Raw genomic sequence first — 23541 nt, forward strand, 5'->3', positions numbered from 1 at the left:
CCAGCCCGATGGGCGGGGTGACGGGGTCATACATGTTGTACATGCACTGGCTTTTAGCACACTGTTGAGTTCTCAAGAAACGGGCGCGTACACCGTCGAACCAGACCAGCCGAACCGATCCAGCCCTTCGGGGCTTGAAGACCATTTCTTTTTGCTTGCTTCAATCTTATGCGTTTTCCGATCAGCGTCAAATCCGCCGGACTCGCACAGGATTTTGCAAACGCCCCGACCCACAGGGCGACGCCCGCCTAGCTTGATCAGGTGGGGTGCCCCGAGGACCCTCGGGCTCCGTGAAGATTACGTGTGCCGCCACAGCGCGTCAAATCGACGCCAGGGCCGCGCGGATCCGGCTCTCCCAGTTCGGCAGACCGGCCCTGGTGCAGCGGTCGAGGGCGTCCCTGAGGAAGACGCGAGCCTCGTTGTCACGGCGGCATAGGAGGGCGAGCCGGCCCAGGTGGTAGCCGACCGGTCCGGCGGGGAGGAGGCCATGGCCGGTGGCGAGGCGGTCGGCGTACGGCACGAGGGTGGTCAAGGTGAGCGTGGCGGCCTCGGCGTCACCTGCGGCGACGTGGGACTGCGCTTCCAGGCAGGTCAGGCTCAGCCACGCCCAGCCGGTGGGGCGTGTGGAGGCGGGCGGCGGTTCAGGGTGATCGGCGAGGGCGTCGGCGAGTGGGGGCGCCTGCGGGAGTATCCGGCGGCGGATGCTCGCGAGCGCGGGATCGCTCCGGCCGTCGCGATGGTAGGCGGCGAGGTCCGCGTGCGCGCCTTCCAAATCGCCGAACACATCGCCGATCGTGTCGCCGATCGTGTCGCGATAGAGGTCACCACGAGGCTGGACCTCCCAGCCGTGGGTGCGACTATTCACGCTGCCCACCACGTCGGCGAGCACGTCGCCCACGGCGTACGCCCCACCCTCACGGCCCGCGCTGGGAGTCGGCGCGGGCCCAGCGGGTCGCCCGGACGTCGGTAGTGTGCGGTCTGCCAGGGCGCTGCCTGTGCGTGCCCGGCCGCCCTCATCCACCGGACGGCCCGCCAGCATCGCCCGGGTGGAGTGCCACAGCGCGTGGAGGCGGCCCGCGCCCGGGAGGGTGACCCGGGTGAGCAGCGCCTCGCATTCGGCGGCCACGCGATCGGCCTCGGCGAGTTCGTAGCGCTCGGCGAGCAGCGGTACGACCGCGAGGCGGGCGGCCAGGCCGTAGCCGAGCAGGCGCCCGGCGTCGGCGAGGCCGATCAGCTCGTGCGCCAGCCGTTCCGCCGTCACCGCGTCGCCGCTCTGGGCGGCCGAGTGCAGCCGGTCCTGGAGCACCGAGGCCGTCAGGCGGGGCCTGCCGATCCGGCGGGCCATCTCGGCCGCCTCGTGGGCGAGCGATTCGCAGCGGTCCGGCCGGGCCACGCCGTGCAGTTCCCTGGCCAGGCCGGAGTACATCCGGCAGCGGATCGGCGAGTCCCCGTACGGCAGCGCCGCCAGCGTCTGTTCCAGCCGGTTCACCAGCCTGGGCTCGACCTCCCGGTACGGCAGGCGCGTCCACACCGCCGGCGCGTCCAGCGCGGTGAGCAGCCGGGCCTTCAGCAGCGGATCGTCTCGCACCGAGGGGTCGCGTTCGATCCGGTCAAGCGCGTCGGCGCGGGTACGGCGGGCCCCTTCGACGTCGCCCGCGTCGAGCCGGGCCGCGATCTGGCCCAGCCACAGTCCGGTCAGCTCGCGCACCGGTCCGCGGTACGCGTCGGCGGCCCGCGACCACCAGCGCACCGCGTCATCGGACGCCAGCCGCGCCGAGGACTCCCTGGCCGCCGCAACCGCCCAGCGGACCGCCGCCGAGCGCGCGCCGGAGTCCACCACCGTGACGAACCGCCGGGAGTGCCTGGTGGTGCTCTCCAGCGCGGCGAACGCGTGCTGGGCCGCCACGGCCGAGCAGGTGCCGGGGCGGGCTGCCAGGGTGTTCAGGGCGCAGCGGTGCAGCCGGGCGCGTTCGGTGTCGGTGAGGCCGGCCCGCAGGACGTCGCGGACGATCTCGTGGGCGAACCGCAGCCCGAGGTCGGGCCCGCGGGTGAGTACGCCGAGCACGAAGGCGAGGTCCAGCGCCTCGTCCACCTGCTCCTGGGACCGGCCGCCGACCTCGGCGACCAGCCCGGGGTCGAGGTCGGCGCCGATGACCGCGGCGGCGGCCAGGGTGTCGCGGACCGGGGCGGGCAGGCGGGCCAGGCCGTGCCGTACCACTCCGGCCGTCCCGCCCTCCAGGGCGGCCCGCGCCGCCTCGGCCTCGTCCGGCGCGTACGCGGCGCAGCGCAGGACCTCCCTGGCGAAGTAGGGATTGCCGCCGGTGCCCTTGGCGATCTCTTTGACGGTCTCCCTGGCGACGGGGAGGCCGATGGCCAGGGCCATGGCCTCGATCTCGGCGGCGTCGAGGCCGTCGGGGGCGATCTGGGTCGTCCCGAACGCGCGGGAGGTCGAGGCGGCGGCCAGCACCACGGTGTGCGCGGGGCGCGCGGCGGGCAGCGCCGCGGCGACGTACGCGAGCAGGTCGAGGGTGGTCTGGTCGGCGTGCTGGAGGTCGTCGATGGCCAGCAGCAGCGGGCGTTCCTCGGCCAGGCCCGCGACGTGTTCGGTGACGGCGGCGAACATCGCGTGCCGCGCGTCGTCACATGGCCGGCCCGGTTCGGTGTCGGCCCCATCCCAGGGACCGGCCCCATCCCAGAGGCCGATGCCGTCCCAGGGGCCGGGCACGCCGCCGGGCGGCGGGGGTTCGGAGCCGTCCGCCGGGTACGGCGGCGCGGGGTGGGCCGCGGTGCCGGTGGTCATCGGGGTCGCGCCGTCGGCGAACAGCCGGCGGACGGCCTCGGGGAGCCGATCCGGCGTGTCGCGGGACAGGATCTGCCGCCAGGCGTGCAGCGCCGCGGTGCCGGGCGTGCAAGAGGTCTCCGCCACCGACCAGCCGCGCCGTCCGAGGGCGTCGCCGAACGCGCCGAGCAGGCGGGTCTTCCCGATGCCCGGCTCCCCCACGATCACCACGGGCCCCACGACGGCGGGCCCGGCGTCCGGTTCGGCAAGGCGCAGCAGGGCGGACAGGTGGCGTTCGCGTCCGATCAGCGGGTCGCGGGGTTCGGGCGCGCGGATGGTGGGGGTGAGTTCCATGCGCATCGCCGACTCGTCGATGCGCGGGGCGTCGATGCCGAGTTCGGCCTCCAGCCGGCGCAGTTCGTGGCCCGGTTCGACGCCGAGTTCGTCGCTGATGACGTCGCAGGCCAGCCGTACCGCGAACAGCGCGTCGGCGGAGCGCCCGGCGCGGTGCAGGGCGATGGCCAGCAGGCACCACAGGGACTCACGGTAGGGGTGGGCGGCGGTCAGCTCGCGAAGCTCGGTGACCGCCTCGGTGGCCGCGCCGTGCCCGAGGAGCAGGCCGAGCCGCTGTTCACGGGCCCGCAGGCGGAGTTCGGTGAGCCGGGCGATCTCGGCCGCCGCCCATGGCCGCGCGGCCAGGTCGGCGTACGGCGAGCCGCGCCAGAGCGCGAGCGCCCGGTCGAAGTCCGGTACCGCGCACGCGGTGCGGACCAGCCGCTCGAACTCCTCCGCGTCCACCGTCGCGGCGCGCAGCGCGTAGCCGGGCGGGAGACTGGCCAGCGTGTTGGGCTCAAGGACGCGGCGCAGCGCGGTGACGCACGACTGGAGCGCGGCCAGCGCGTCGCCCGCGGGCTCGCCGGGGAAGACGTCGGAGATCAGGAGCTGGGCGGGCACCACGGCGCCGCGTGCCGCGAGCAGGCGTGCCAGCACTTCGCGCTGGCGGGGATCATCGAATCGGAAAGGGCCGTTCTCTCCCCGGACCTCGATGGGGCCAAGGACTCCGAACTCCCACATAGGTGGGATTTCACTCGCTCCAGAGCCGCCCCGCAAGCGCCTCGACGAACTGCGGTGAATTATTCCTGAGGGGTAGTACTGCGGTGTGGCCGATCGAGCGGAAACCGGTGGGCGGGACGCACCGCTCACGCGCCCGCGTGCGCTGGTGGTGCTCGGCTGCGCCGCGGGGGCGGTGATCACGCTCGCCGGGATCAAGGCGGTGTCCTCCATCGCCGGGCCGGTATTGCTCGCGCTGGTGCTGGTGATCGCGGTGGCCCCGGTACGCGGGCGGCTGGCCGCCTGGGGCGCGCCGACGTGGGTGCAGGTGGCCGTGCCGCTGCTGGTGGTGCTGCTGGTCCTGCTCGGCATGCTGGCCGTGCTCACGGTGTCGGTGGCCCAGCTCGCGACCCTCATCCCGCAGTACTCCGACGAGTTCACCTCCCTCACCGAGGAGCTGAGACGCCTGGCGGCCCGGTTCGGGTACGGCAACCAGCAGCTCAACCAGGCCGTCCAGTCCTTCGATCCGAGCCAGGTGCTCGGGCTGGTGCAGGGGTTGTTCGCCGGGTTGGTCGGGGTGACGTCGAGCCTGTTCCTGATCGTGGTGCTGGTGCTGACCATGTGCCTGGACGCGGTGGCGTTCGCCCGGATCATGTCCACCGGCAGCGACCGGCTGCCCGGCCTGGCCAGGGCCCTTGCCACGTTCGCCCGCAGGACCCGGCGATATCTGGTGGTCTCCACGGTGTTCGGGCTGTTCAACGCGACGCTCAACGTGATCGCGCTCTCCCTGCTGGAGGTGCCGCTGCCGCTGCTGTGGGGCGTGCTGTCGCTCATCACGATCTACATTCCGAACATCGGGTTCGTCATCGGGCTGGTGCCTCCCGCCTTGCTCGCGCTGCTGGACGGCGGGGTGCGGACGATGCTGGGGGTGATCGTCACCTATGGGGCGATCAACGTGGTCACCCAGTCGTTCATCCTGCCGAAGTTCCTCGGCGACGCGGTGGAACTGTCCACCACGATGACGTTCCTTTCGCTGATCCTTTGGACGTTCGTGCTCGGCCCGCTGGGGGCGATCCTGGCGATTCCGCTGAGCCTGCTGGCCCGCGCGCTGCTGGTGGACAGCGACCCTTCGGCGACCTGGGCCGCCGCGTTCCTCTCCGGCCGGTCACCACCGGACCTCAGGACCAGGGACCCGGCATAACCTGGTGGGATGTACGAGGAACGGCCCCCGCACCCGGCGCTGGCCGGCCGGGTGGCCTGCCTGTGGTCGCGGGTGGCGACCGAGGAGGCGACCCAGCCGGTGGTGCCGGACGGCTGCGTCGACCTGATGTGGGGTCCTTCCGGCCCGCAGGTCGCCGGGCCGGACACGGGGCCGCATCCGGTACGGCTGACGCGCGGCGACGTCTACCACGGGCTGCGGTTCCTGCCCGGCGCGGTGGGCGAGGTGCTGGGCGTGCCCGTCGCCGAGCTGTGCGACCTGCGGGTGTCGCTCGCCGAGCTGCCCGATCTCGGCGTTCGCGGGCCCGGCGACCTGGTGCGGGCCACCGCGGTACGGCTGCGCGCCACGCCCCCGCCCGACCGCGCGGCGCGCCCGATCGCGCGGGCCCTGGCCGATGGCGGGCGCATCGGCGACGTGGCCCGCGAGCTGGGCCTGAGCGAGCGCCAGCTCCACCGGCGCACCCGCTCGGCGTTCGGCTACGGGCCGAAGACGCTCCAGCGCGTGGTGCGCTTCCAGCGCGCGCTGCGGATGGCCAGGGACGGCCGCGCCCTGGCGGAGGTGGCCGCCGCGAGCGGTTACGCCGACCAGGCGCACCTGTCCAACGAGGTGCGCCGGCTGGCCGGGATGCCGCTGGGTCAGTTGCTCAGCCGCCCGTAGGCGCGCAGGGTGGCCAGCCGGGCGACGGTGATGAAGCCGTTCCATTCGGGGCCGACCGCGGGTGTCCACTCCGGCCAGTTGAAGCCCCAGCCGCCGTCGGGCCGCTGCGCGTCGATGAGCGCGTCCAGGTGGCGGTCCAGCACGGCGTCGTCGAACAGCGGGAGCCGGCCGGGCCGGGGCGCGAAGTCGTACGGGAAGTGGACGTCGCCCTGGGCGTCGGGGTCGTAGGTGACGGTGGCCGAGATGGCCTCCCGCAGCCTGGCGAACTCGCGGTCGGCGCGCTCGCGGTCCGTGGCCCGCTCCAGGAAGGCGACGATGGCCCTGGCCTCGTAGGGGGTGGTCTCCGTCACCGCCGCCAGACGCTCCCAGCAGAACGCCGTGGCCGGGCCGAGCCAGGGGTGCTCGACGCCGTGCGCGGCCAGGACGCCCGCGATCGAGGCGGTCGGCACCAGTGAGCCCGGCGGGTCGTCGGGGGTCTGCCACCAGGGGGCGTGCGGCGTGTCGCGGACGCTGGGCAGCACGAACGGCACGCCGCCGTCCGGGGTGGTGACGCTGCTCAGGTAGTCGCAGGCGGCGGGCACCATCGGGTCGTCGAAGGCGTCCAGTTCGTCGAGCGTCCAGAAGGCGACCTCGACCGGCTCGGGCTGGCTGCCGGCGCCGCGCAGGTCGGGTTCGAGGGCGTTGCCGAAGCCTCCGTCGGGGTTTTGGTACAGGCGCAGCGCGGCGAGCACCGGCCCGGCCGTACCGTCACCGAACAGCGCGGCGAAGCGGAGCCGGTCGATGAGCCGCGCGTTGATCATGATGTGGCGCTCGGCCCGTGCGAACGCCTCCTTGGTCAGTACCTTCATACGGCCGACGTTAGCCTGTGCCCCTCCCCGCTCGTCTTGCAAGAATCGGACGCGTGGAACGCCGACGGTGGGACGCCGCCCGCCTAGGGTGTCGCGGCGGCCGACGTGTGCGGGCCTTCCGTCGCGCCGGCGGCCCGCCTGCGCCATGCGTGGCGGCGGGCCCAGGGCATCGCGGCGGCCAGGATCGGCAGCAGCACGATGGAGCTCATCGCCCACGGCGAGTGGCGCAGCGACCATTCGGCGGCGGTCCACTGGGTGAGCCAGGCATAGCCGATGGCCGCCCACAGCGACGCGCCGATGATCGCCGGCCACGCGAACCTCGTGGGCCGGGCGACCAGGAACGGCATGAACCACAGCAGGTACTGGGCGCCGAGCCGGGGGGTGACGACCATGAACGCCAGCAGGATCGCGGTGGTCAGGTCGACCGGGTCGGCCCTGCGCCACAGCAGGCAGACCAGCACCACGGTGACGTAGATCAGATACGTGCCGAACTTGGCGAGCGGCGGGTCGAGGGTCCAGAACCCCTCGTGGATGATCGCGCTGTAGCCCCATTCGCCGACGATCGGCCGGATGTCCTGGATGACGCGGATGACCTCGGGCAGTTGGCTCAGCGAGGTGCCCGCGAAGATCGGCAGAGTGACCAGGAAGAACAACGGCGGGATGCCGGTGCAGATCAGCGCGACGATGCGGGCGCGGACGCCGGGCAGGAGCAGCAGCATGCCGGGGATCAGCCAGATGGGCCAGCTCTTGGCGCACAGCGCCAGGCCCATCAGCAGGCCGGCGTAGACGGCCCTGCGGTTCGCGCCCGGATGCGGGGTCAGCACGATCCGGAGCGAGCCGCCGAGGCCCTTTTCGGCCAGCATGGCCCGGCCGCGGTGGTAGAAGTCGGTGAAGCTCGCGCTCAGGCCCTCGCGGTCGGGGTCGCCCGGCCCGCGGGCGACGACGAACGCGGCCACGCCGAACACCAGCGCGACCGGCTCCACCTGGCCGTGTACCGAGGCGACCAGGATGCCCAGCGGGTTACAGGCGTACTGGAACGCGCGCAGCGACGCCTTCTCCCCGCCCGCCAGCTTGCCCACCAGCGGGATCAGCACGATGTCGGCCACCACGGTGACCAGCCGCCCGGCGAACTCCCACGGGATGCCCAGCCACAGCAGCAGCCCGTAGACGTAGGGGATGGTGGGCAGGAAGTGCCAGCCACCGTTGCTGCCGAGCACCGGGTCCTGGCGGTTGAGCACGGCCTCGCCCGCCGGTTTGAAGCTGTTGACGAAGTCGACCGGCTGCCAGGTGTCGATGGCCGACGTCGCCATGATCAGCACGCGGAAGCCGATGCCGATGGCGAGCACGACGAGCAGCGAGGGCCGCCACTTGCGCCACTGGGCGACGATCGCGAGCACGACCCCGGTGACGAGGACCGCCCCCGTGAGAATTGCGTAGTCCATGACCCTCCATAGCCTGCCGGACCTGACCCCCTGGCAGCCACTTGAGTCGCGAAACAGCGTGGATCGGCGCCGAATTCACAGCCGATGAGCAGGTTCGCGGGTATGGAAGGCCACCCATGTATACGCGAGGGCGACCAGGGCCGTGATCGCCAGCAGCAGGTATCCGATGGTATACGCCCCGGTGGCCGCGAACACCGCTCCCATCACGATCGGCGGAAAGTATCCGCCGAGCCCGCCCGCCGCGCCGACCAGGCCGGTGACGGTGCCGACCTGGCCTGCTCGACGACCTTGGCGACGAGCGCGAAAACGCCGCCGGCGCCGAGCCCGAGGAAGAGCGCCATCAGCACGAAGCTCAGCCCCGCCGGGAACTCCGCGGGCGGCCGGAGGGCCAGCACCAGGGCGAGCACGACGACCCCGGCGAACGCGACGCCGAGCACCTTGACCGGCCCGATCCGGTCCGACAGCATGCCACCGGCCGGGCGGGCGAGCACCGCCGCGACGGAGAAGCCCGCCGTACGCAGTCCCGCGTCGGTCTGCGCGAAGTGGTAGGCGTTCTCCAGCAGCGTCGGCAGATAGGTGGAGAACGCCACGAAGCCGCCGAAGGCCACCGCGTACAGGGCGGCGCACTTCCAGGTCTCCTTGAGCCGGACGGCCTCGCGCAGCGCGGGCATCGCGGGGCCGCTGGACGGGTGCCAGGCCGGTGAGTCGCGGCTTGCGGCCAGCATCACCAGGCCCATCGCGGCCAGCGCGACGGCCATCAGCATGTGCGTCCAGCCGCGGCCGATCCACTCGGTCAGCCGCGGCGTGAGGAAGGCCGACAGCGCGGTGCCGCCCATGCCCGCGCCGAACACGCCGGTGGCGAAGCCGCGGCGCTCCGGGTGGTACCAGGCGTTGACGAAGGGGATGCCGACGGCGAACGACGTGCCGGCCACGCCGAGCAGGAACCCCCACACCAGCAGGGCCGGGAAGGACGCGGACCAGCCGACGAACAGCACGGGCACGATCGAGACGAAGCAGATGGCGGCGAACATCAGCCGCCCGCCGTACCTGTCGGTGAGCACCCCGGCAGGGATGCGGCCGAGCGAGCCGACCAGCACGGGGATGGCGACGAGCGCGGAGAGCTGGGTCGGGCTCAGGCCGAGCCGCCGGCCGTACCCGGCCGACAGCGGGCCGATGAGGTTCCATGCCCAGAAGGTCAGCGCGAAGGCCGCGGTGGCCAGCGCGAGGTTGCGCGCGGCGCCGCGCCGATCCGGCCGCTGCTGCATGGCGATCCCCCCGAAAGGCCCACAAAAGGCCCCTGGAAAGGGGCACTGAAAAGGCCACTGATGTTGCGACATGCCGTCACCCATTACAGCAGATCGTAACGCTATGTGATGAACTGATCGCGCAACGGGGCTATGGGAGGCATGTGTGGCGGATGTCGAGGGAGACCCGAAGGCCGGCCCGATCGAGGAGCTGCTGGTGCGTACCGGGCGGTTCTTCACCAGGGCCACGACGAGCCCCGACCTGCACACCGTCTTCAAGGCCGGCGGGCGGGAGGGCGATGCCTTCTACCGCGACCGGTGGAGCCACGACAAGGTGGTGCGTTCCACCCATGGGGTGAACTGCACCGGTTCGTGCTCGTGGAAGGTCTACGTCAAGGACGGCATCATCACCTGGGAGACCCAGGAGACCGACTATCCGAGCGTCGGCCCGGACCGGCCGGAGTACGAACCGCGCGGCTGCCCGCGCGGCGCGGCCTTCTCCTGGTACACCTACTCCCCCACGCGGGTCCGCTACCCCTACGCCAGGGGCGTGCTGGTGGAGATGTACCGCGAGGCCAAGGCCCGGCTGGGCGACCCCGTGGCGGCCTGGGCGGAGATCACCACAGATCCTGACAAACGCGCCCGATACCAGCGGGCCAGGGGCAAGGGCGGGCTGATCCGCGTCACCTGGGACGAGGCCGTCGAGATCATCGCCGCCGCGCACGTCCACACGATCGCCGCCTACGGCCCCGACCGGATCGCCGGGTTCTCCCCCATCCCCGCGATGTCCATGGTCTCCCAGGCGGTGGGCGCCCGGTTCGTCTCCCTGCTGGGCGGGGCGATGCTGTCCTTCTACGACTGGTACGCCGACCTGCCGGTGGCCTCCCCGCAGGTGTTCGGCGACCAGACCGACGTACCGGAGTCGGCCGACTGGTTCGACGCGGCCTATCTGATGCTGTGGGGCTCCAACGTCCCGGTCACCCGCACCCCCGACGCGCACTTCATGGCCGAGGCCCGCTACCGCGGCCAGAAGGTCGTGGTGATCAGCCCGGACTACTCCGACGCCGTCAAGTTCGCCGACGAGTGGCTGCCCGCGCGCCCGGGCACCGACGGGGCGCTGGGCATGGCGATGGGGCACGTGGTGCTGCGGGAGTTCTTCGTGGACCGGCCGACGCCGCGGTTCGTCGATTACGTCAAGCGGTTCACCGACCTGCCGTTCCTGGTCACGCTGCGCCGGGAGAGCGACGGCTACGTGCCCGGCCGGTTCCTCACCGCGGCCGATCTGGGCGACGGCGGGGAGGGCGCGGCGTGCAAGACGGTGCTGCTGGGCCGGGGCGGGCGGCCGGTGGTGCCGGGCGGCTCGGCCGGTTTCCGCTGGACCGAGTCCGGCAAGGGCCGCTGGAACCTCGACCTGCCCACCGATCCCGTCCTTTCCCTGTACGGCGAGCACGCCCGCACCGCCGAGGTGCTGCTGCCCCGCTTCGACGGCGAGCCCACCGCGCTGCGCCGCGGGATTCCGGTGACCCAGGTCGGCGCGCACACCGTCACCACGGTCTTCGACCTGCTCCTCGCGCAGTACGGCGTGTCCAGGCCGGGGCTTCCGGGGGTGTGGCCGGCGGGGTACGACGACCCCGGCCAGCCCTGCACCCCCGCGTGGCAGGAGGCGATCACCGGGGTGCCGGCCGCGCGGGCCGCGCGGATCGCCAGGGAGTTCGCCGAGACGGCCGAGCGGACCGGCGGTCGCTGCATGATCATTCTGGGCGCGGGGACGTGCCAGTGGTTCCACGGCGACACGATGTACCGGGCGTTCCTGGCGCTGACCATGCTCACCGGCTGCCAGGGCGTCAACGGCGGCGGCTGGGCGCACTACGTGGGGCAGGAGAAGTGCCGGCCGTTCGCGGGGTGGTCGCTGCTGGCGGGCGCACTGGACTGGGGCAGGCCGCCCCGGCAGATCCCCGCCACTCCCTACTTCTACCTGCACACCGACCAGTGGCGCTATGACCTGTTCGACGCCGGGCGGCTCGCCTCGCCGCTGGCGCGCGGGCTGTTCGCCGGGCGGCACACCGCCGAGCTGGTCGGGCGGGCGGTGCGCCGGTCGTGGATGCCGATGGCGCCGATGTTCGACCGCAACCCGCTCGACCTGGGGGCGGCCGACGATCCGGTGGGGTACACCCTGGCGGAGCTGGCCGCCGGGCGGCTGCGCTACGCGTGCGACGACCCCGACGACCCGCGCAACTGGCCGAGGGTGCTCACCGTGTGGCGGGCCAACGTGCTCGGCTCCTCGGGCAAGGGCAACGAGTACTTCCTTGAGCACCTGCTGGGGGCGGGCTCCGGCCTGCCCGAGCCCGACGAGACCGCGCCGCGCGGCAAGCTGGACCTGCTGCTGTCGCTGGACTTCCGGATGACCTCGACGACGCTCTACTCCGACGTCGTGCTGCCCGCCGCCACCTGGTACGAGAAGCACGACCTGTCCTCCACCGACATGCATCCGTTCGTGCACGCGTTCAATCCGGCGATCAGCCCGCCCTGGCAGGCGCGCACCGACTTCGCCGCCTTCCACGCCATCGCGGCGGCGTTCAGTGAGCTGGCCGCCGACCGGCTCGGGGTGCGCAGGGACGTGGTGGCGGTGCCGTACCAGCACGACACGCCCAGCGAACTGGGGGCCTTCAGCGACGGGGAGGAGGGCCGCGGGCGCGGCGGGTTCGCCATCGTGGAGCGCGACTACGGGGCGGTCGCGGCCAAGCTCGCCGCGCTCGGGCCGCTCACCGAGGGGGCCGGGATCCCGGTGAAGGGGGTGACGTTCCAGCCCGGTGAGGAGGTCGCCTGGCTGGGCCGCCGCAACGGGGTCGCGGCCGAGGGGGCGGCGCGCGGGCGTCCGCTGCTCGACACCGAAGCCGCGGCCTGCGAGACGATCCTCGCGCTGTCCGGCACCACCAACGGGCGGCTGGCCGCGCAGGGCTTCGCCCAGCTCAGCGAGCGCACCGGGGCCGACCTGCGCGGGCTGGCCTCCGGCGAGACGCGGGTGACCTTCGCCGACACGCAGGCGCGTCCCGCGCCCGTCGGGGCCAGCCCGGAGTGGTCGGGCAAGGAGGCGCACGACCGGCGGTACGCGCCGTTCACCGTCAACGTCGAGAACGGCAAGCCGTGGCACACGCTCACCGGCCGGATGCACTTCTTCCTCGACCACGAGTGGATGCGGGAGTACGGCGAGGCGCTGCCGGTCTACCGTCCGCCGCTCGACCTGGCCGCGCTCGGCGAGGCGGGCTCGGGCGACGGGCTGCTGGTGCGCTACCTGACCCCGCACTCCAAGTGGTCGATCCACTCCGAATACCAGGACAACCTGCTGATGCTCACGCTGTCCCGGGGCGGGCCGACGATCTGGATGTCACCGGGGGACGCGGCGGCGATCGGGGTGACCGACAACGAGTGGGTGGAGGCGGTCAACCGCAACGGCGTGGTGGTGGCCAGGGCGGTGGTGTCGCTGAAGATGCCGCGCGGCACGGTCTACATGTACCACGTGCAGGAACGCGTGGTGGACGTGCCGCTCAGCGAGACCAACGGCCGGCGCGGCGGCATCCACAACTCCCTGACCAGGCTGCTGGTCAAGCCCACCCACCTGATCGGCGGCCACGCCCAGCTCAGCTTCGGCTTCAACTACTTCGGCCCGACCGGCAACCAGCGCGACGAGATCACCCTGATCCGCCGCCGCTCACAGGAGGTGCGGTACCGATGAGGGTGATGGCGCAGGTCGCCATGGTGATGAACCTCGACAAGTGCATCGGTTGTCACACCTGTTCCGTCACCTGCAAACAGACCTGGACCAACCGGCCGGGGGTCGAGTACGTCTGGTTCAACAACGTGGAGACCCGCCCGGGGCAGGGCTACCCCCGGCGGTATGAGGACCAGCGGCGCTGGCGCGGGGGCTGGGAGCTGGACGCCAAGGGCCGGCTGCGGCCGAAGGCGGGCGGGCGGCTGCGCCGGATGCTGGGCATCTTCGCCAACCCGCTGATGCCCTCCATCCACGACTACTACGAGCCCTGGACCTACGATTACGAGACGCTGACCACCGCGCCGCTGTCGGAGCACAGCCCGGTGGCCGCCCCGCGCTCGCTGCTCACCGGCGAACCGACGCAGGTGCGGTGGGGCGCCAACTGGGACGACAGCCTGGGCGGCGACCCCTCGCCCGATCCGGTGCTCGCCGAGGTGTCGGACCAGGTCCGGCTCTCGTTCGAGCAGGCGTTCATGTTCTTCCTGCCGCGGATCTGCGAGCACTGCCTCAACCCGTCGTGCGTGGCCTCCTGCCCCTCGGGGGCGCTGTACAAGCGGTCGGAGGACGGGATCGTGCTGGTGGACCAGGACCGCTGCCGGGGGTGGCGGATGTGCGTGACCGGCTGCCCGTACAAAAAGATCTATTTCAACCACAAGACCGGCAAGGCGGAGAAGTGCACGTTCTGCTTCCCGCGGGTCGAGGTGGGGCTGCCGACCGTGTGCTCAGAGACGTGCGTGGGGCGGCTGCGCTACCTCGGGGTGCTGCTCTACGACGCCGACCGGGTGGCCGCGGCGGCTGCCGCGCCGCGCGAGCGCGACCTGTACCGGGCGCAGCTCTCGCTGTTCCTGGACCCTTCGGATCCGGAGGTCGCCGCGGCGGCGCGGGAGGCGGGCATCCCGGAGGCGTGGCTGGAGGCGGCGCGGCGGTCGCCGGTCCGCGAGCTGATCGTGCGCTGGAGACTGGCGCTGCCACTGCATCCGGAGTACCGGACGATGCCGATGGTCTGGTACATCCCGCCGCTTTCGCCCGTGGTGGACGCCGTGGCGGGCAGCGGGCACGACGGCGAGGACGGCGGCAACCTGTTCGGCGCGATCGAGGCCCTGCGCATCCCGGTCTCCTACCTGGCGGAGCTGTTCACGGCGGGCGATCCGGAGCCGGTACGGCTGGCGCTGCGCAGGCTGGCCGCGCTGCGCTCGCACATGCGGGCGGTCAACCTGGGCGAGGAGCCCGATCCGTCGATCGCCGCGGAGTGCGGGCTGACGGCGGGTGACATCGAGGGGATGTACCGGCTGCTGGCCCTGGCCCGCTACGACGAGCGTTACGTGATCCCGACCACCTACGAGGCGCGCGGGCCGGTGGAGGAGGCCGGGTGCAGCCTGGACTACGACGGCGGTCCGGGCATGGGGGCCGGGGCGTTCGGGGAGGCGTCCGGGCGGCCGGTGCCGGTCTCCATCGAGAGCTTCCACGGCCTGCGCCGCCGCCAGACCAGCGAGACCATCGGGCCCGACCCGCTCAACTGGGACGGCAAGGGGGCGGGGTGAGAGGCGAGGTGAACGCCCGGCTGGTGTGGCAGGCGTCGTCGGTGCTGCTCGGCTACCCCGGCGAGGGGTTCGCCGAGCGGGTGCGGGCGCTGCCGCCGCTGTGCCGCCCGCTGCGGCGCTTCGCCCGCCACGCCGCCGGACAACCGCCGCTGGCCCTGGCCGCGCACTACGTGGACACCTTCGACCTGCGCCGCCGCTGCTGCCTGTACCTGACCTACTACGCCGACGGCGACACCCGGCGGCGGGGGGCGTCGCTGGCCCGGCTGAAGGTCCGCTACCGCTCGCGCGGGTGGGAGCTGACCGGCGGCGAGCCGCCCGACTTCCTGCCGGTGGTGCTGGAGTTCGCGGCGCTGGATCCGGCGGGCGGCGAGCCGGTGCTGCGCGAGCACCGGGCGGGCCTGGAACTGCTGCGCACGGCGCTGCGGGACCGCGGCTCGCCGTACGCGTGGGTGGTGGACGCGGTGTGCGCGACCCTGCCGCAGATGACGAAACGCGAGCGGGAGCGGGCCGCGGAGCTGCGCGCGAGCGGCCCGCCCGCCGAGCGGGTGGGGGTGACGTCGTGAGCGGCTGGGCCGAGACGGCGCTGTGGATCGTGACGCCGTACTTGACGCTGCTGATCTTCGCGCTCGGGCTGGTGTGGCGGTTCCGCTATGACCGGTTCGGCTGGACCACGCGCTCGTCGCAGTTGTACGAGCACCAGTTGCTGCGCATCGCCAGCCCCGTGTTCCACTTCGGGCTGCTGTTCGTGATCGTGGGGCACGTGGTGGGGCTGCTGATCCCCGAGCACTGGACGCGCGCGATGGGGATCACCGAGTCGACGTACCACATGTCGGCCCTGGTGATCGGCGCGATCGCGGGCATCTGCACGCTGGCGGGCATCGCGCTGCTGATCTACCGCAGGCGGACGACCGGGCCGGTGTTCATGGCCACCACCGCCAACGACAAGGCGATGTACGTCGTGCTCACCGCCGCCATCCTGGCCGGGCTGCTCACCACGCTGCTGACCAGCGCATTCGGTGAGCACGACTATCGGCACACGGTCTCTCCGTGGTTTCGCGGGATCTTCGTGTTCCAGCCGGACGCGGCGGCGATCACGGCCGCGCCGTGGCCGTACCGGCTGCACACGGCGATCGGCATGCTGCTGTTCGCGATCTTCCCGTTCACCCGGCTGGTACACGCGTTCGCCGCGCCGCTGACCTATCCGTTCCGGCCCTACATCGTCTACCGCTCGCGTTCGGCGACGACGGCCGGGCCGCCGCTGACCCGGCGCGCGCCGCGCGGGTGGTAGCGCTCACGCGGCACCGGGCCGGGGCGGCCGGTGGTGCACCGACCGCGCGGCGGCCCGCTGGCCGGCGGCCTTGACCAGGCCGAAGATCGCCCCCTGGACGGCGGCGGCGATCATCACCTCGCGCCACCGCCGGTCCAGGTCGGCGGCCACCGGGGCGTCGGACTCACCGGCGGTCAGCTTCCACACCTGCTTGAACAGCAGGCCCGAGACCAGGCCGCCGGCCATTCCGGCGAGCGCGGAAAGCAGTCTGCCCATCATGGCGGTGGCCTTTCAGCCGACGGCGGGCGGCCGGCTCCACGGGCCGGTCGTCTGCTGTTCCGGTATCCGGCCGTGCCGGTGCCTGCGGCGGTGGCGTGCGGCGCGGTGCTCGTAGGCCGTCTCCTCGATCGCCGGACCGGCGTCGTACGCGTGACGGCGGCGGCGCAGGCGGCCGATGACGAGCAGCGCGAGCAGGGTCCCGGTGACCGCGGCCGGGAAGCCTCCCCCGCCGCTGCCGGCCCGCTTGCGGGCTTTCCGCCCGAAGGGCCCGGTTCTCCGGGTCCGCCCGAACGGGCTGGTACGGGCGGTCCGCCGCCTGGTCCTGGCCAGGTACCCCGCGCCTCTGGCACGTCCCTTGGCCCCGGCGCCCCTGACCCGTGACATGGTCCCGGTTCCCATCGCCCCCGCCTCCTTCGCGCGTTCCCAGGCGTCGATCCTCCGCGCCCGGCCTGCCTCTCCGGTCCCCTTCATCCGTCCGGTCATACCGGCGCCCTTGGCCTGCCCGACGGCCACGGCCTCCTGCGCGCGGTCCAGCATCCCCTCGCCTCGGGCACGGCCGACGGCGGCGGCCTCCTTGCCACGGCCGATCAGCCTGGCACCACGGGCACGGCCGATGGCGGCGGCCTCCTTGGCCCGGTCCGGCATTCCGGCGCCCCGGGCCCGCCCGAGCGCGCCCATGCCGGTCGCCCCGCCGATCATCGCGGCCTCTCTGGCCCGCCCCGGCATTCCGGTGCCGCGGGCGCGCCCGATGGCCGTGGCCTCCTTGGCGCGGTTCAGCATGCCGGTGCCTCGGGCGCGGCCGATCCCCGTGGCCTCCTTGGCGCGGGAGGCGAGGGTGTGCTTTCGCCCCGCCGTACGGCTCGCGGTGGCGGAAAGGCGGCGGAAGCCGGACAGGGCCCCGCCGCTCTGGCGGCCACGCCACCCGGACGCGCCGGACCCGCGGCGGCGGGCCCACACGATGGCGGCGGCCACCGCCGCGCCCGCCGTGAACGCCAGGATGGGCGTGGCCCGCCGCAGGGGCGTACGCGTGTCGTACGTGCCCGCGACCGGCTCGGTGAGCCCCGTGCCCGCGCCCTCCGACACCGTGTCCTCCGTGGGACGGATGTCCTCTGCGATCTGATCGGCCCGCTGCCGCGTCTTACCGCCCGTCTCCTCCGCGCGGTCCCTGGTGGCGTGCAGCACCCGCTGGGCCTTGGCCGCGGCTCCGGCCTTCACGCGTCCGGCCTTGTCCTTGGCCCTGGACTTGACGTCGGCCTTGGCGGCCAGCGCCGCCACGGTCTCTCCCAGGTTCTCCCGGGCGCGTGCGATCTCGGCGCGCAACTGTTCGGGCGTCTCCGTCCCGCGTGCGCGGTGCGACTTGTCTGAGGTCATCGGTGTGCCCTCGCTTTGATCTCCGCGACATCCTGCCTGGTGGTCCGCATCGCCTGGCTGGGCAGCGGCGGCGACGCCCGGTTCACCCGGTTTCGGCCGAGCAGTCCGAGCACGCCCGCGACGACGAACAGCACCACCGCCACGATCAGCGCCGCGACCCACACCGGCATCACCAGCGCGAGCGCGGCGATCACCGCGGCCAGCAGTGCCGCCCCGCCGTACAGGGCGGCCACGCCCGCGCCGCTGAGCAGCCCGGCGCCGATCCCGGCGCTGCGGCCCTTGTCCTTGATCTCGGCGACCGCCAGCCGCAGCTCCGCGCGCATCAGGTCGGAGACCTGCTGGGCGGCCTGCTTGACCAGCTCGCCGGTCGGCTGCTGCTGCTGCACCGTCGTCATGGCCGATCAACTCCCTGCCGATCCTCACCGGTGGCCCGGACGCCTGGTAACTGCCCGTTCCCCCAGCGTGCGGGCTAAACCCCGGCCCGCCCGCCGGGGGCTTCCTGCGGGCGGGGAGACGGCGGAGAGCCCGGCGAAAAGAAGCCCGCAAAACGAAGAACGCCGGCCCCGCGCCGGGAAGGGAGGCGGCGCGGGGACACGGCGGGACTTCGGCGGCGCGGTTCCACCGGGCCGTGCAGCCGTGGAAGCGCGCCAGGCAGGCCCTACGGGAGGGAGTCGAGGTGCCTGCGGTGGTTCTTGGAGAACTCGAAGTTGTTGTACTTGTCCCAGTTGATCGACCAGGTCATCAGGCCGCGCAGCCCGGGGTACACCCCGCGCGGGCGGTAGGGGCCGCAGTTGGTGCCGCGGGCCAGGCAGTCCACGGCCTTCTGCACCTCGGCGACGGTCGTGTAGCCGTTGCCCGCGTACTGCGCGGCGGGCAGGCCGAAGGCGACCTGGTCCTGACGCAGCGCCGGGAACGTGCCGCCACCACCGGCCACCGGGAACCCGGCGAGCAGCATGTCGGTCATCGCCACGTGGAAGTCGTGGGTGCCCATGGTGTGGTACTGGTTGTCCAGGCCCGTGATCGGCCCGGAGTTGTAGTCCTGGACGTGCAGCAGCGTGAGGGCGTCGCGCATGGCGTAGATGACCGGCAGGTACGACCCGGCCCGGTTGTCGGCGCCGGTCTGGCCGCCGCCGTAGAACTGGTAGCCGAGCTGCACGAAGAACGTCTCGGGGGCCATGGTGAGCACGAACTTCGCGCCGTAGCGGGCCTTGAGGGTCTTCAGCGCCGAGATCAGGTTGACGATCACCGGGGTGGTGGGGTTCTTGAAGTCGGTGTCGCCCCGGTTGAAGTAGAGGGAGTGGCCCTCGAAGTCGATGTCGAGCCCGTCCAGGCCGTACTTGTCGATGATGGCCGAGACCGACTCCACGAACTTGTCGCGGGCGGCGGCGCTGGTGAGCTGGACCTGCCCATTCTGGCCGCCGATGGAGATCAGCACCTTCTTGCCCGCGGCCTGCTTCTCGCGGATTCCCGCGATGAACTCCGCCTCGGGCTCGACGTTGGCGCACTCGGCGACGGGACACTGCCGGAAGCGGATGTCACCGGAGGTCACCGAGGTCGGCTCGCCGAAGGCGAGGTTGATGATGTCCCATTCGGCGGGGACGTCGCGCATGCGCAGGTATCCCGAGCCGTTGGCGAACGACGCGTGCAGGTAGCCGACCAGCACCCGCTTGGGGAGCTGCCCGTCGTTGCCGCCGCCCTCCTTGGTGGTGCCGCTCACCGAGGAGCCGTAGGCCGAGCAGTTGCCCGCGGCGTCGCAGGCACGCACGCGGAAGCCGTAGCTGGTCTTGGCGGCCAGGCCGGTCGCGGTGTAGGAGGTGCCCGCGCCCGCGTCGGCCGGGGCGCCGTTGTCCCGCGACACCTCGTAGCGGGCGACGGAGCCGGAGTTGTCGGTGGAGGCGGTCCAGCTCAGCGCCAGCGAACTCGCGGTCGCGCCGCCGACGCTCAGGCCGCCGGGAACGGTCGGGGGCTCGGTGTCCACCGGGCCGCCGTCGCCGGGCGGGCCGTCGAGCACGATGTCGTCGGCCTGGTAGGCGCCCTGGCCGTACCAGCTGTTGAGGTGGACGGTGACGGAGGTGGTCGAGGCGCCGGTGGTGAAGGTGCGGCTGAGCTGGGTGTAGGCCGAGGACGAGGAGGCCCAGGTGCTCACGTCCGTGGTGCCGGTACCGGTCGCGCCGAGGAAGACGTAACCGCCGCGCACCCATGCCGACAGCGTGTAGGACGAGGACGGCTTGACGCTGATCTTCTGCTCACAGCGGGCCAGGTCGGCTCCGGCGGCGGTGGCCTGAAGCGCCGCCGCGCCGCCGTGGACCGGGGAGGAGACGGCCTGGGCGCCCGAGCCGGCCGAGCAGGTCCAGCCCGCCAGCCCTGACTCGAAGCCGGGGTTGAAGACGATGTTGGCGGCGGCCTGGGCCTGGGCGGGGACGGACGCCACGCCGGCGCCGGCGGCCAGTACGGCGAGCGCGGCCAGGAGACGGGGGAAGCGGAGTCTCGGACTCGACCTCATCGGGAACCTCTTCGCGGGGGGAATGGGTACGGCCCGCGCCCGTTGGGGGGACCGGGCGCGAGCCGTACCGGCTTACGGAGGGCGGCGGAGGGCTACCGCCGCCGGTCGGGCAAGGTCAGACACGCCTCCACAGCGCGGGCACGTTCGGCGGCTCGAAGCCCGGCCACGCCGTGTGCTCCACCACGCACTCATATTCGACACCGCCGTAGACGATCCTGCAGAACGGCGGCTTGTAGTGCTTTCCGGGCGTCCATTCCTCGTAGGAGGCGTGGACCGCCGCGCCCGCGGGGGCGGCGGTCGCGACGTACGCGCCGCCCGCGAGGGCGAGACCCGTGAGCAACGAGATCGCCGTGTGCCGGATCTTCATGGGATGTCTCCTCTATCCCTAGGGCAGGGTTGCGAGGTGCGGCTTTACGGTCTTGGAGAAGTTCCAGTTGTGCGAGGCGTCCCAGTTGATGGACCAGGTCATCGCGCCGCGGATGCCCGGGTACGTGCGCGGCGGCACGAAGCTGCCGCAGTTGGTGCCGCGGGCCAGGCAGGTCAGGGCCTGGTTGACCATCGACGGCGGGACGACCCCGCCGCCGGCCGCGCCCGCGCCCGCCGGCAGGCCGAGGGCGACCTGGTCGGGCCGCAGGCCGTTCTCGAGCTGGATGCAGGCCAGCGCGGTCATGAAGTTGACGGTGCCCTGGCTGTAGGCCGCGTTCTTGTCGCAGCCGAGCATCGAGCCGGAGTTGTAGTACTGCATGTTGACGACCGTGAGGATGTCCTTGATGGACAGCGCGAGCTGGAAGTAGCCCATGCCGGTCGACTGCATGTCGATGGTCTGCGGGGCCATCGTGATGATCAGGTCGCTGCCCGCCTTGGCGTGGAGCTGGCGCAGGGCCTGGGCCATGTAGGTGGCGTTGAGGCCGTTCTCCAGGTCGATGTCCACGCCGTCGAAGCCGTACTCCTGCATCAGGGCGTACGCGCTGTCGGCGAACGCGGTGGCCGCCTGGCCGCTGCCGACCTGGACCCGGCCCAGTTCGCCGCCGACGGACAAGATGACCTTCTTGCCCCTGGCGTGCAGGGCCGCGATGTCGGACTTGAACTCGGCCTCGGTGTAGCCGCCGACCGCGGTGGCGAGCGCGGGGTCGAGCTTGAAGTCGAGCCGTCCCGGGGTCGAGGTCGCCTCGGCGAAGGCCACCGCGATCAGGTCGTACTCGTTGGGCGTGGCCCCGAGCTTCATCTCCACGGCCGGGTTGACGAAGTTGTGCCAGTAGCCGGTGAGGAAGTGCTTGGGCAGCGGGCCGGTGTCGCATCCGCCGGTGACCACGGAGGCGGGGTCGCTGGCCGGGCCTTCACCGCTGTCGTTGTAGGCCCTGACGGTGAAGGAGTGGGTGGCGCAGGCGGTGAGGCCGCTGACGGTGGCGGTGGTGGTGTTGACGGTGGCCTTGAGCGTGCCGCCCTGGTAGACGCGGTACCCGGTGACCGTGCCCGAGGCGGCGGGCCACTTCAGGGTCGCGCTGGTGGAGGTGACGTCGCTCGCGGTGACCGCGCCGACCTTGCCGGGCACGCCGCCGGTGCAGCCGGCGGTGGAGCCGGTGACCGGCTCGCTGGCCGGGGACTCGCCCGCGGAGTTGTACGCCTTGACGGTGTAGGTGTGCGTCTCGCAGGAGCCGAGCGAGCCGATGGTGGCGGTGGTGCCGCTGCCCGTCGCCCTGACCGCCGTGCCCTCATAGACGCGGTAGCCGGTCACGGTCCCGGAGGACGCGCTCCAGGAGAGGGAGATGGAGTCGCCGGTCACACCGCTCACCGTGGGCGCGCCGGGCTTGCCCGGCACGGGCACCTGGGCGTCGCCGCAGGGGTTGCCGTTGAGCGTGCAGTTGGACGGCTCGGCCGAGCCCGGTGTGCCGATGAAGCCGAAGTTGACCGTGGCGCCGGGGGCGAGGTTGCCGTTCCATCCGACGTTCTTGAACACGTACCGCTGCCCGTTCTTGGACATCAGCGTGTCCCAGGAGGAGCTGATCGCGGCGCCCGAGGGCATGTCCAGGGCGATCTCCCACCCGTTGAGGGGGGTGGTACCGCCGTTGGTGATCGTGAACCGGCCCTCGAACCCGGAGCCCCAGCTCGCCGCCTTGGTGAACGTGGCCGTGGCGGCAGCCGCCGCGGCGGCACCCGGCGTGAGCAGCAGGGAGGTCGCGGCCATGAGCACCGCGATGGCGACCGAAATGAGAGTGCGCGTGTTTCGCATGGAGCCTCAGCGTGTGTGTGGAGCGTGCTTGGGGGATGAAGGCAGCATGGTGGGGGGTGCGTGAATGCGCGTGGTGCGCGGAAGCGGGTCGCGTCGAACGGCTCTGTTCTCGCCGACTTCACTGGTCACGGGCTATCTTTTAGGAAAGTTTCCTAAGAGTTAGAGGGATCGTAGCTCTGACTCCCCCGCCTTACAAGGCCCAAAACGGAGCGGAACGCGCGGTGAGACCAGAGGTTACGGACAGTTGGCGCGGTCCACAGAAGCCGTAAATGCCGCGAAGGGTTTACCCTAATCTGGTGTTTCTCGGCATCACCGACATCTGGACCTACGTCGTCGGCGCGTTCCTGATCATCCTGCTTCCCGGCCCCAACTCGGTGTTCGTGCTCACCACCGCCGCCCAGCGCGGCGTGCGGGCCGGCTACCGGGCGGCGTTCGGGGTGTTCCTCGGTGACACGGTGCTGATGGTGCTGGCCGCGGCGGGGGTCGCCTCGCTGCTGAGGTCCAATCCGGTGCTGTTCGCGATCGTGAAGTACGCCGGGGCCGGCTACCTCGCGTGGATCGGGTTCGCGATGGTGCGCGCGGCGTGGGGCGCCTGGCGCGGCCGGCAGGACGACACGGCCTCGGAGCGGCCCGGCCGCGAACCGGCCCACCGGCCGTTCGCCAAGGCGTTCGCGATCAGCCTGCTCAACCCGAAGGCGATCTTGTTCTTCGTGTCGTTCTTCATCCAGTTCGTGGACCCGTCCTACGGCACACCCGCGCTGTCGTTCCTGGTCCTCGGCGCGATCTGCCAGTTCTTCAGCGCGCTCTACCTGTCCACGCTGATCTTCAGCGGGACCTTCCTGTCGGCGCAGTTCCGGCGCAGGCGCAGGCTGGCGGCCGGGCTCACGGCCGGGGTGGGCGCGGTGTTCGTCGCATTCGGCGCACGGCTCGCCACTTCGAGCCTCGGCTAGCCGCCGCGGGGCTCTTGAGCGTGGCCTTGAGCGCCACGCTGACCAGCGCCAGGAACAACTCCGCGTCGGTGCGGTTGGCGATGCGCACGGTGATCCAGCCGTCCCGCTCCCCGGTGCTCACCTGCTCGCATTCGGTGAGCACGGACTCCCAGCGGTCGATCACGGGGGCGGTCAGCCGTAACTCGGCGGTGCGGCCCTTGCTCATCCTGACGATCCGCCTGCCGTTCACCCGGAATTCGAGACCGCGCCAGGTGCGCTTCGGGGTGAGATCGGACCATGCGGTGAGCCGCGCGGCCACCAAGGCCGCGTACTCGGGCGGGGTGCCTTCGGCACGGGCGAGCACGGCCATGAACCGAATGTTCCCGGACTTGCGGCCATCCGGATAGCACCTG

At 72.3% G+C, this 23541-nt stretch carries 17 protein-coding genes and 1 pseudogene; 7 read left to right on the forward strand and 11 right to left on the reverse strand.

Annotation, left to right across the window (positions count from 1 at the left end; translation table 11 throughout):
- Window positions 1-319: 319 nt before the first annotated feature.
- Complete coding sequence (locus ACH34R_RS27175; protein ID WP_397564355.1) at window positions 320-3853, reverse strand: BTAD domain-containing putative transcriptional regulator; 3534 nt, start codon at window positions 3851-3853, stop codon at window positions 320-322.
- A gap of 85 nt (window positions 3854-3938) precedes the next feature.
- On the opposite strand from ACH34R_RS27175, the gene ACH34R_RS27180 reads away from it, so the two are divergent.
- Window positions 3939-5030, forward strand: a complete 1092-nt coding sequence (locus ACH34R_RS27180; protein ID WP_397564356.1) for an AI-2E family transporter — start codon at window positions 3939-3941, stop codon at window positions 5028-5030.
- Between the two features lie 9 nt (window positions 5031-5039).
- On the forward strand, window positions 5040-5705 hold the full coding sequence (locus ACH34R_RS27185) for a helix-turn-helix domain-containing protein (RefSeq protein WP_397564357.1): 666 nt from the start codon (window positions 5040-5042) through the stop codon (window positions 5703-5705).
- Here ACH34R_RS27185 and ACH34R_RS27190 read toward each other — a convergent pair.
- The 3 genes and pseudogenes from ACH34R_RS27190 to ACH34R_RS27200 all read right to left on the reverse strand — a co-directional run bounded on the left by ACH34R_RS27190 (window position 5684) and on the right by ACH34R_RS27200 (window position 9260).
- Window positions 5684-6553 carry a hypothetical protein gene (locus tag ACH34R_RS27190; protein WP_397564358.1) on the reverse strand — a complete coding sequence of 290 codons (870 nt, stop codon included), beginning with the start codon at window positions 6551-6553 and terminating at the stop codon, window positions 5684-5686. The genes ACH34R_RS27185 and ACH34R_RS27190 overlap by 22 nt on opposite strands.
- Window positions 6554-6636: 83 nt before the next feature.
- Complete coding sequence (locus ACH34R_RS27195) at window positions 6637-7995, reverse strand: hypothetical protein (protein ID WP_397564359.1); 1359 nt, start codon at window positions 7993-7995, stop codon at window positions 6637-6639.
- A gap of 75 nt (window positions 7996-8070) precedes the next feature.
- Window positions 8071-9260: pseudogene (locus tag ACH34R_RS27200) on the reverse strand (nitrate/nitrite transporter).
- Window positions 9261-9405: 145 nt separating this feature from the next.
- Between ACH34R_RS27200 and ACH34R_RS27205 the strand changes: the two are divergent.
- Genes ACH34R_RS27205 through narI form a run of 4 tightly spaced genes read left to right on the forward strand, consistent with a single transcriptional unit; the run spans window position 9406 to window position 15837 of the window.
- Window positions 9406-12972, forward strand: coding sequence for a nitrate reductase subunit alpha (locus ACH34R_RS27205; RefSeq protein WP_397564360.1), 3567 nt, complete (start codon window positions 9406-9408; stop codon window positions 12970-12972).
- Window positions 12969-14549, forward strand: a complete 1581-nt coding sequence (narH, locus tag ACH34R_RS27210; RefSeq protein WP_397564361.1) for a nitrate reductase subunit beta — start codon at window positions 12969-12971, stop codon at window positions 14547-14549. Before ACH34R_RS27205 ends, narH begins: the two co-directional genes overlap by 4 nt.
- A complete protein-coding gene (gene narJ / locus ACH34R_RS27215) occupies window positions 14546-15112 on the forward strand; it encodes a nitrate reductase molybdenum cofactor assembly chaperone (RefSeq protein WP_397564362.1) in 567 nt (188 codons plus the stop codon). Before narH ends, narJ begins: the two co-directional genes overlap by 4 nt.
- Window positions 15109-15837, forward strand: a complete 729-nt coding sequence (narI, locus tag ACH34R_RS27220; protein ID WP_397564363.1) for a respiratory nitrate reductase subunit gamma — start codon at window positions 15109-15111, stop codon at window positions 15835-15837. Before narJ ends, narI begins: the two co-directional genes overlap by 4 nt.
- A gap of 3 nt (window positions 15838-15840) precedes the next feature.
- Here the strand turns inward: narI and ACH34R_RS27225 are convergent, their stop codons facing one another.
- From ACH34R_RS27225 to ACH34R_RS27250, 6 genes are all read right to left on the reverse strand, one after another.
- Window positions 15841-16095: a DUF4235 domain-containing protein gene (locus ACH34R_RS27225; RefSeq protein WP_397564364.1), complete on the reverse strand. Its 255-nt coding sequence runs from the start codon at window positions 16093-16095 to the stop codon at window positions 15841-15843.
- Between the two features lie 12 nt (window positions 16096-16107).
- Window positions 16108-17466: a DUF3618 domain-containing protein gene (locus ACH34R_RS27230; protein WP_397564365.1), complete on the reverse strand. Its 1359-nt coding sequence runs from the start codon at window positions 17464-17466 to the stop codon at window positions 16108-16110.
- Entirely contained in the window at window positions 17463-17861 is a 399-nt protein-coding gene (locus tag ACH34R_RS27235) for a phage holin family protein (RefSeq protein WP_397564366.1), read from the reverse strand. Before ACH34R_RS27235 ends, ACH34R_RS27230 begins: the two co-directional genes overlap by 4 nt.
- A 263-nt stretch (window positions 17862-18124) precedes the next feature.
- Complete coding sequence (locus ACH34R_RS27240; RefSeq protein ID WP_397564367.1) at window positions 18125-19969, reverse strand: chitinase; 1845 nt, start codon at window positions 19967-19969, stop codon at window positions 18125-18127.
- Between the two features lie 115 nt (window positions 19970-20084).
- Complete coding sequence (locus tag ACH34R_RS27245; RefSeq protein WP_397564368.1) at window positions 20085-20336, reverse strand: carbohydrate-binding protein; 252 nt, start codon at window positions 20334-20336, stop codon at window positions 20085-20087.
- Between the two features lie 18 nt (window positions 20337-20354).
- Entirely contained in the window at window positions 20355-22199 is a 1845-nt protein-coding gene (locus ACH34R_RS27250; protein ID WP_397564369.1) for a cellulose binding domain-containing protein, read from the reverse strand.
- 296 nt (window positions 22200-22495) lie between these two features.
- On the opposite strand from ACH34R_RS27250, the gene leuE reads away from it, so the two are divergent.
- Window positions 22496-23149 (forward strand): leucine efflux protein LeuE, encoded by a 654-nt coding sequence (gene leuE / locus ACH34R_RS27255; protein WP_397564370.1) that lies wholly within the window; start codon window positions 22496-22498, stop codon window positions 23147-23149.
- Here the strand turns inward: leuE and ACH34R_RS27260 are convergent.
- Window positions 23082-23498 carry a luciferase family protein gene (locus ACH34R_RS27260; RefSeq protein ID WP_397564372.1) on the reverse strand — a complete coding sequence of 139 codons (417 nt, stop codon included), beginning with the start codon at window positions 23496-23498 and terminating at the stop codon, window positions 23082-23084. The genes leuE and ACH34R_RS27260 overlap by 68 nt on opposite strands.
- Between the last annotated feature and the right edge of the window lie 43 nt (window positions 23499-23541).

Origin of the sequence: Spongiactinospora sp. 9N601, assembly GCF_044326295.1 — a bacterium.
GTDB lineage: Bacteria > Actinomycetota > Actinomycetes > Streptosporangiales > Streptosporangiaceae > Spongiactinospora > Spongiactinospora gelatinilytica.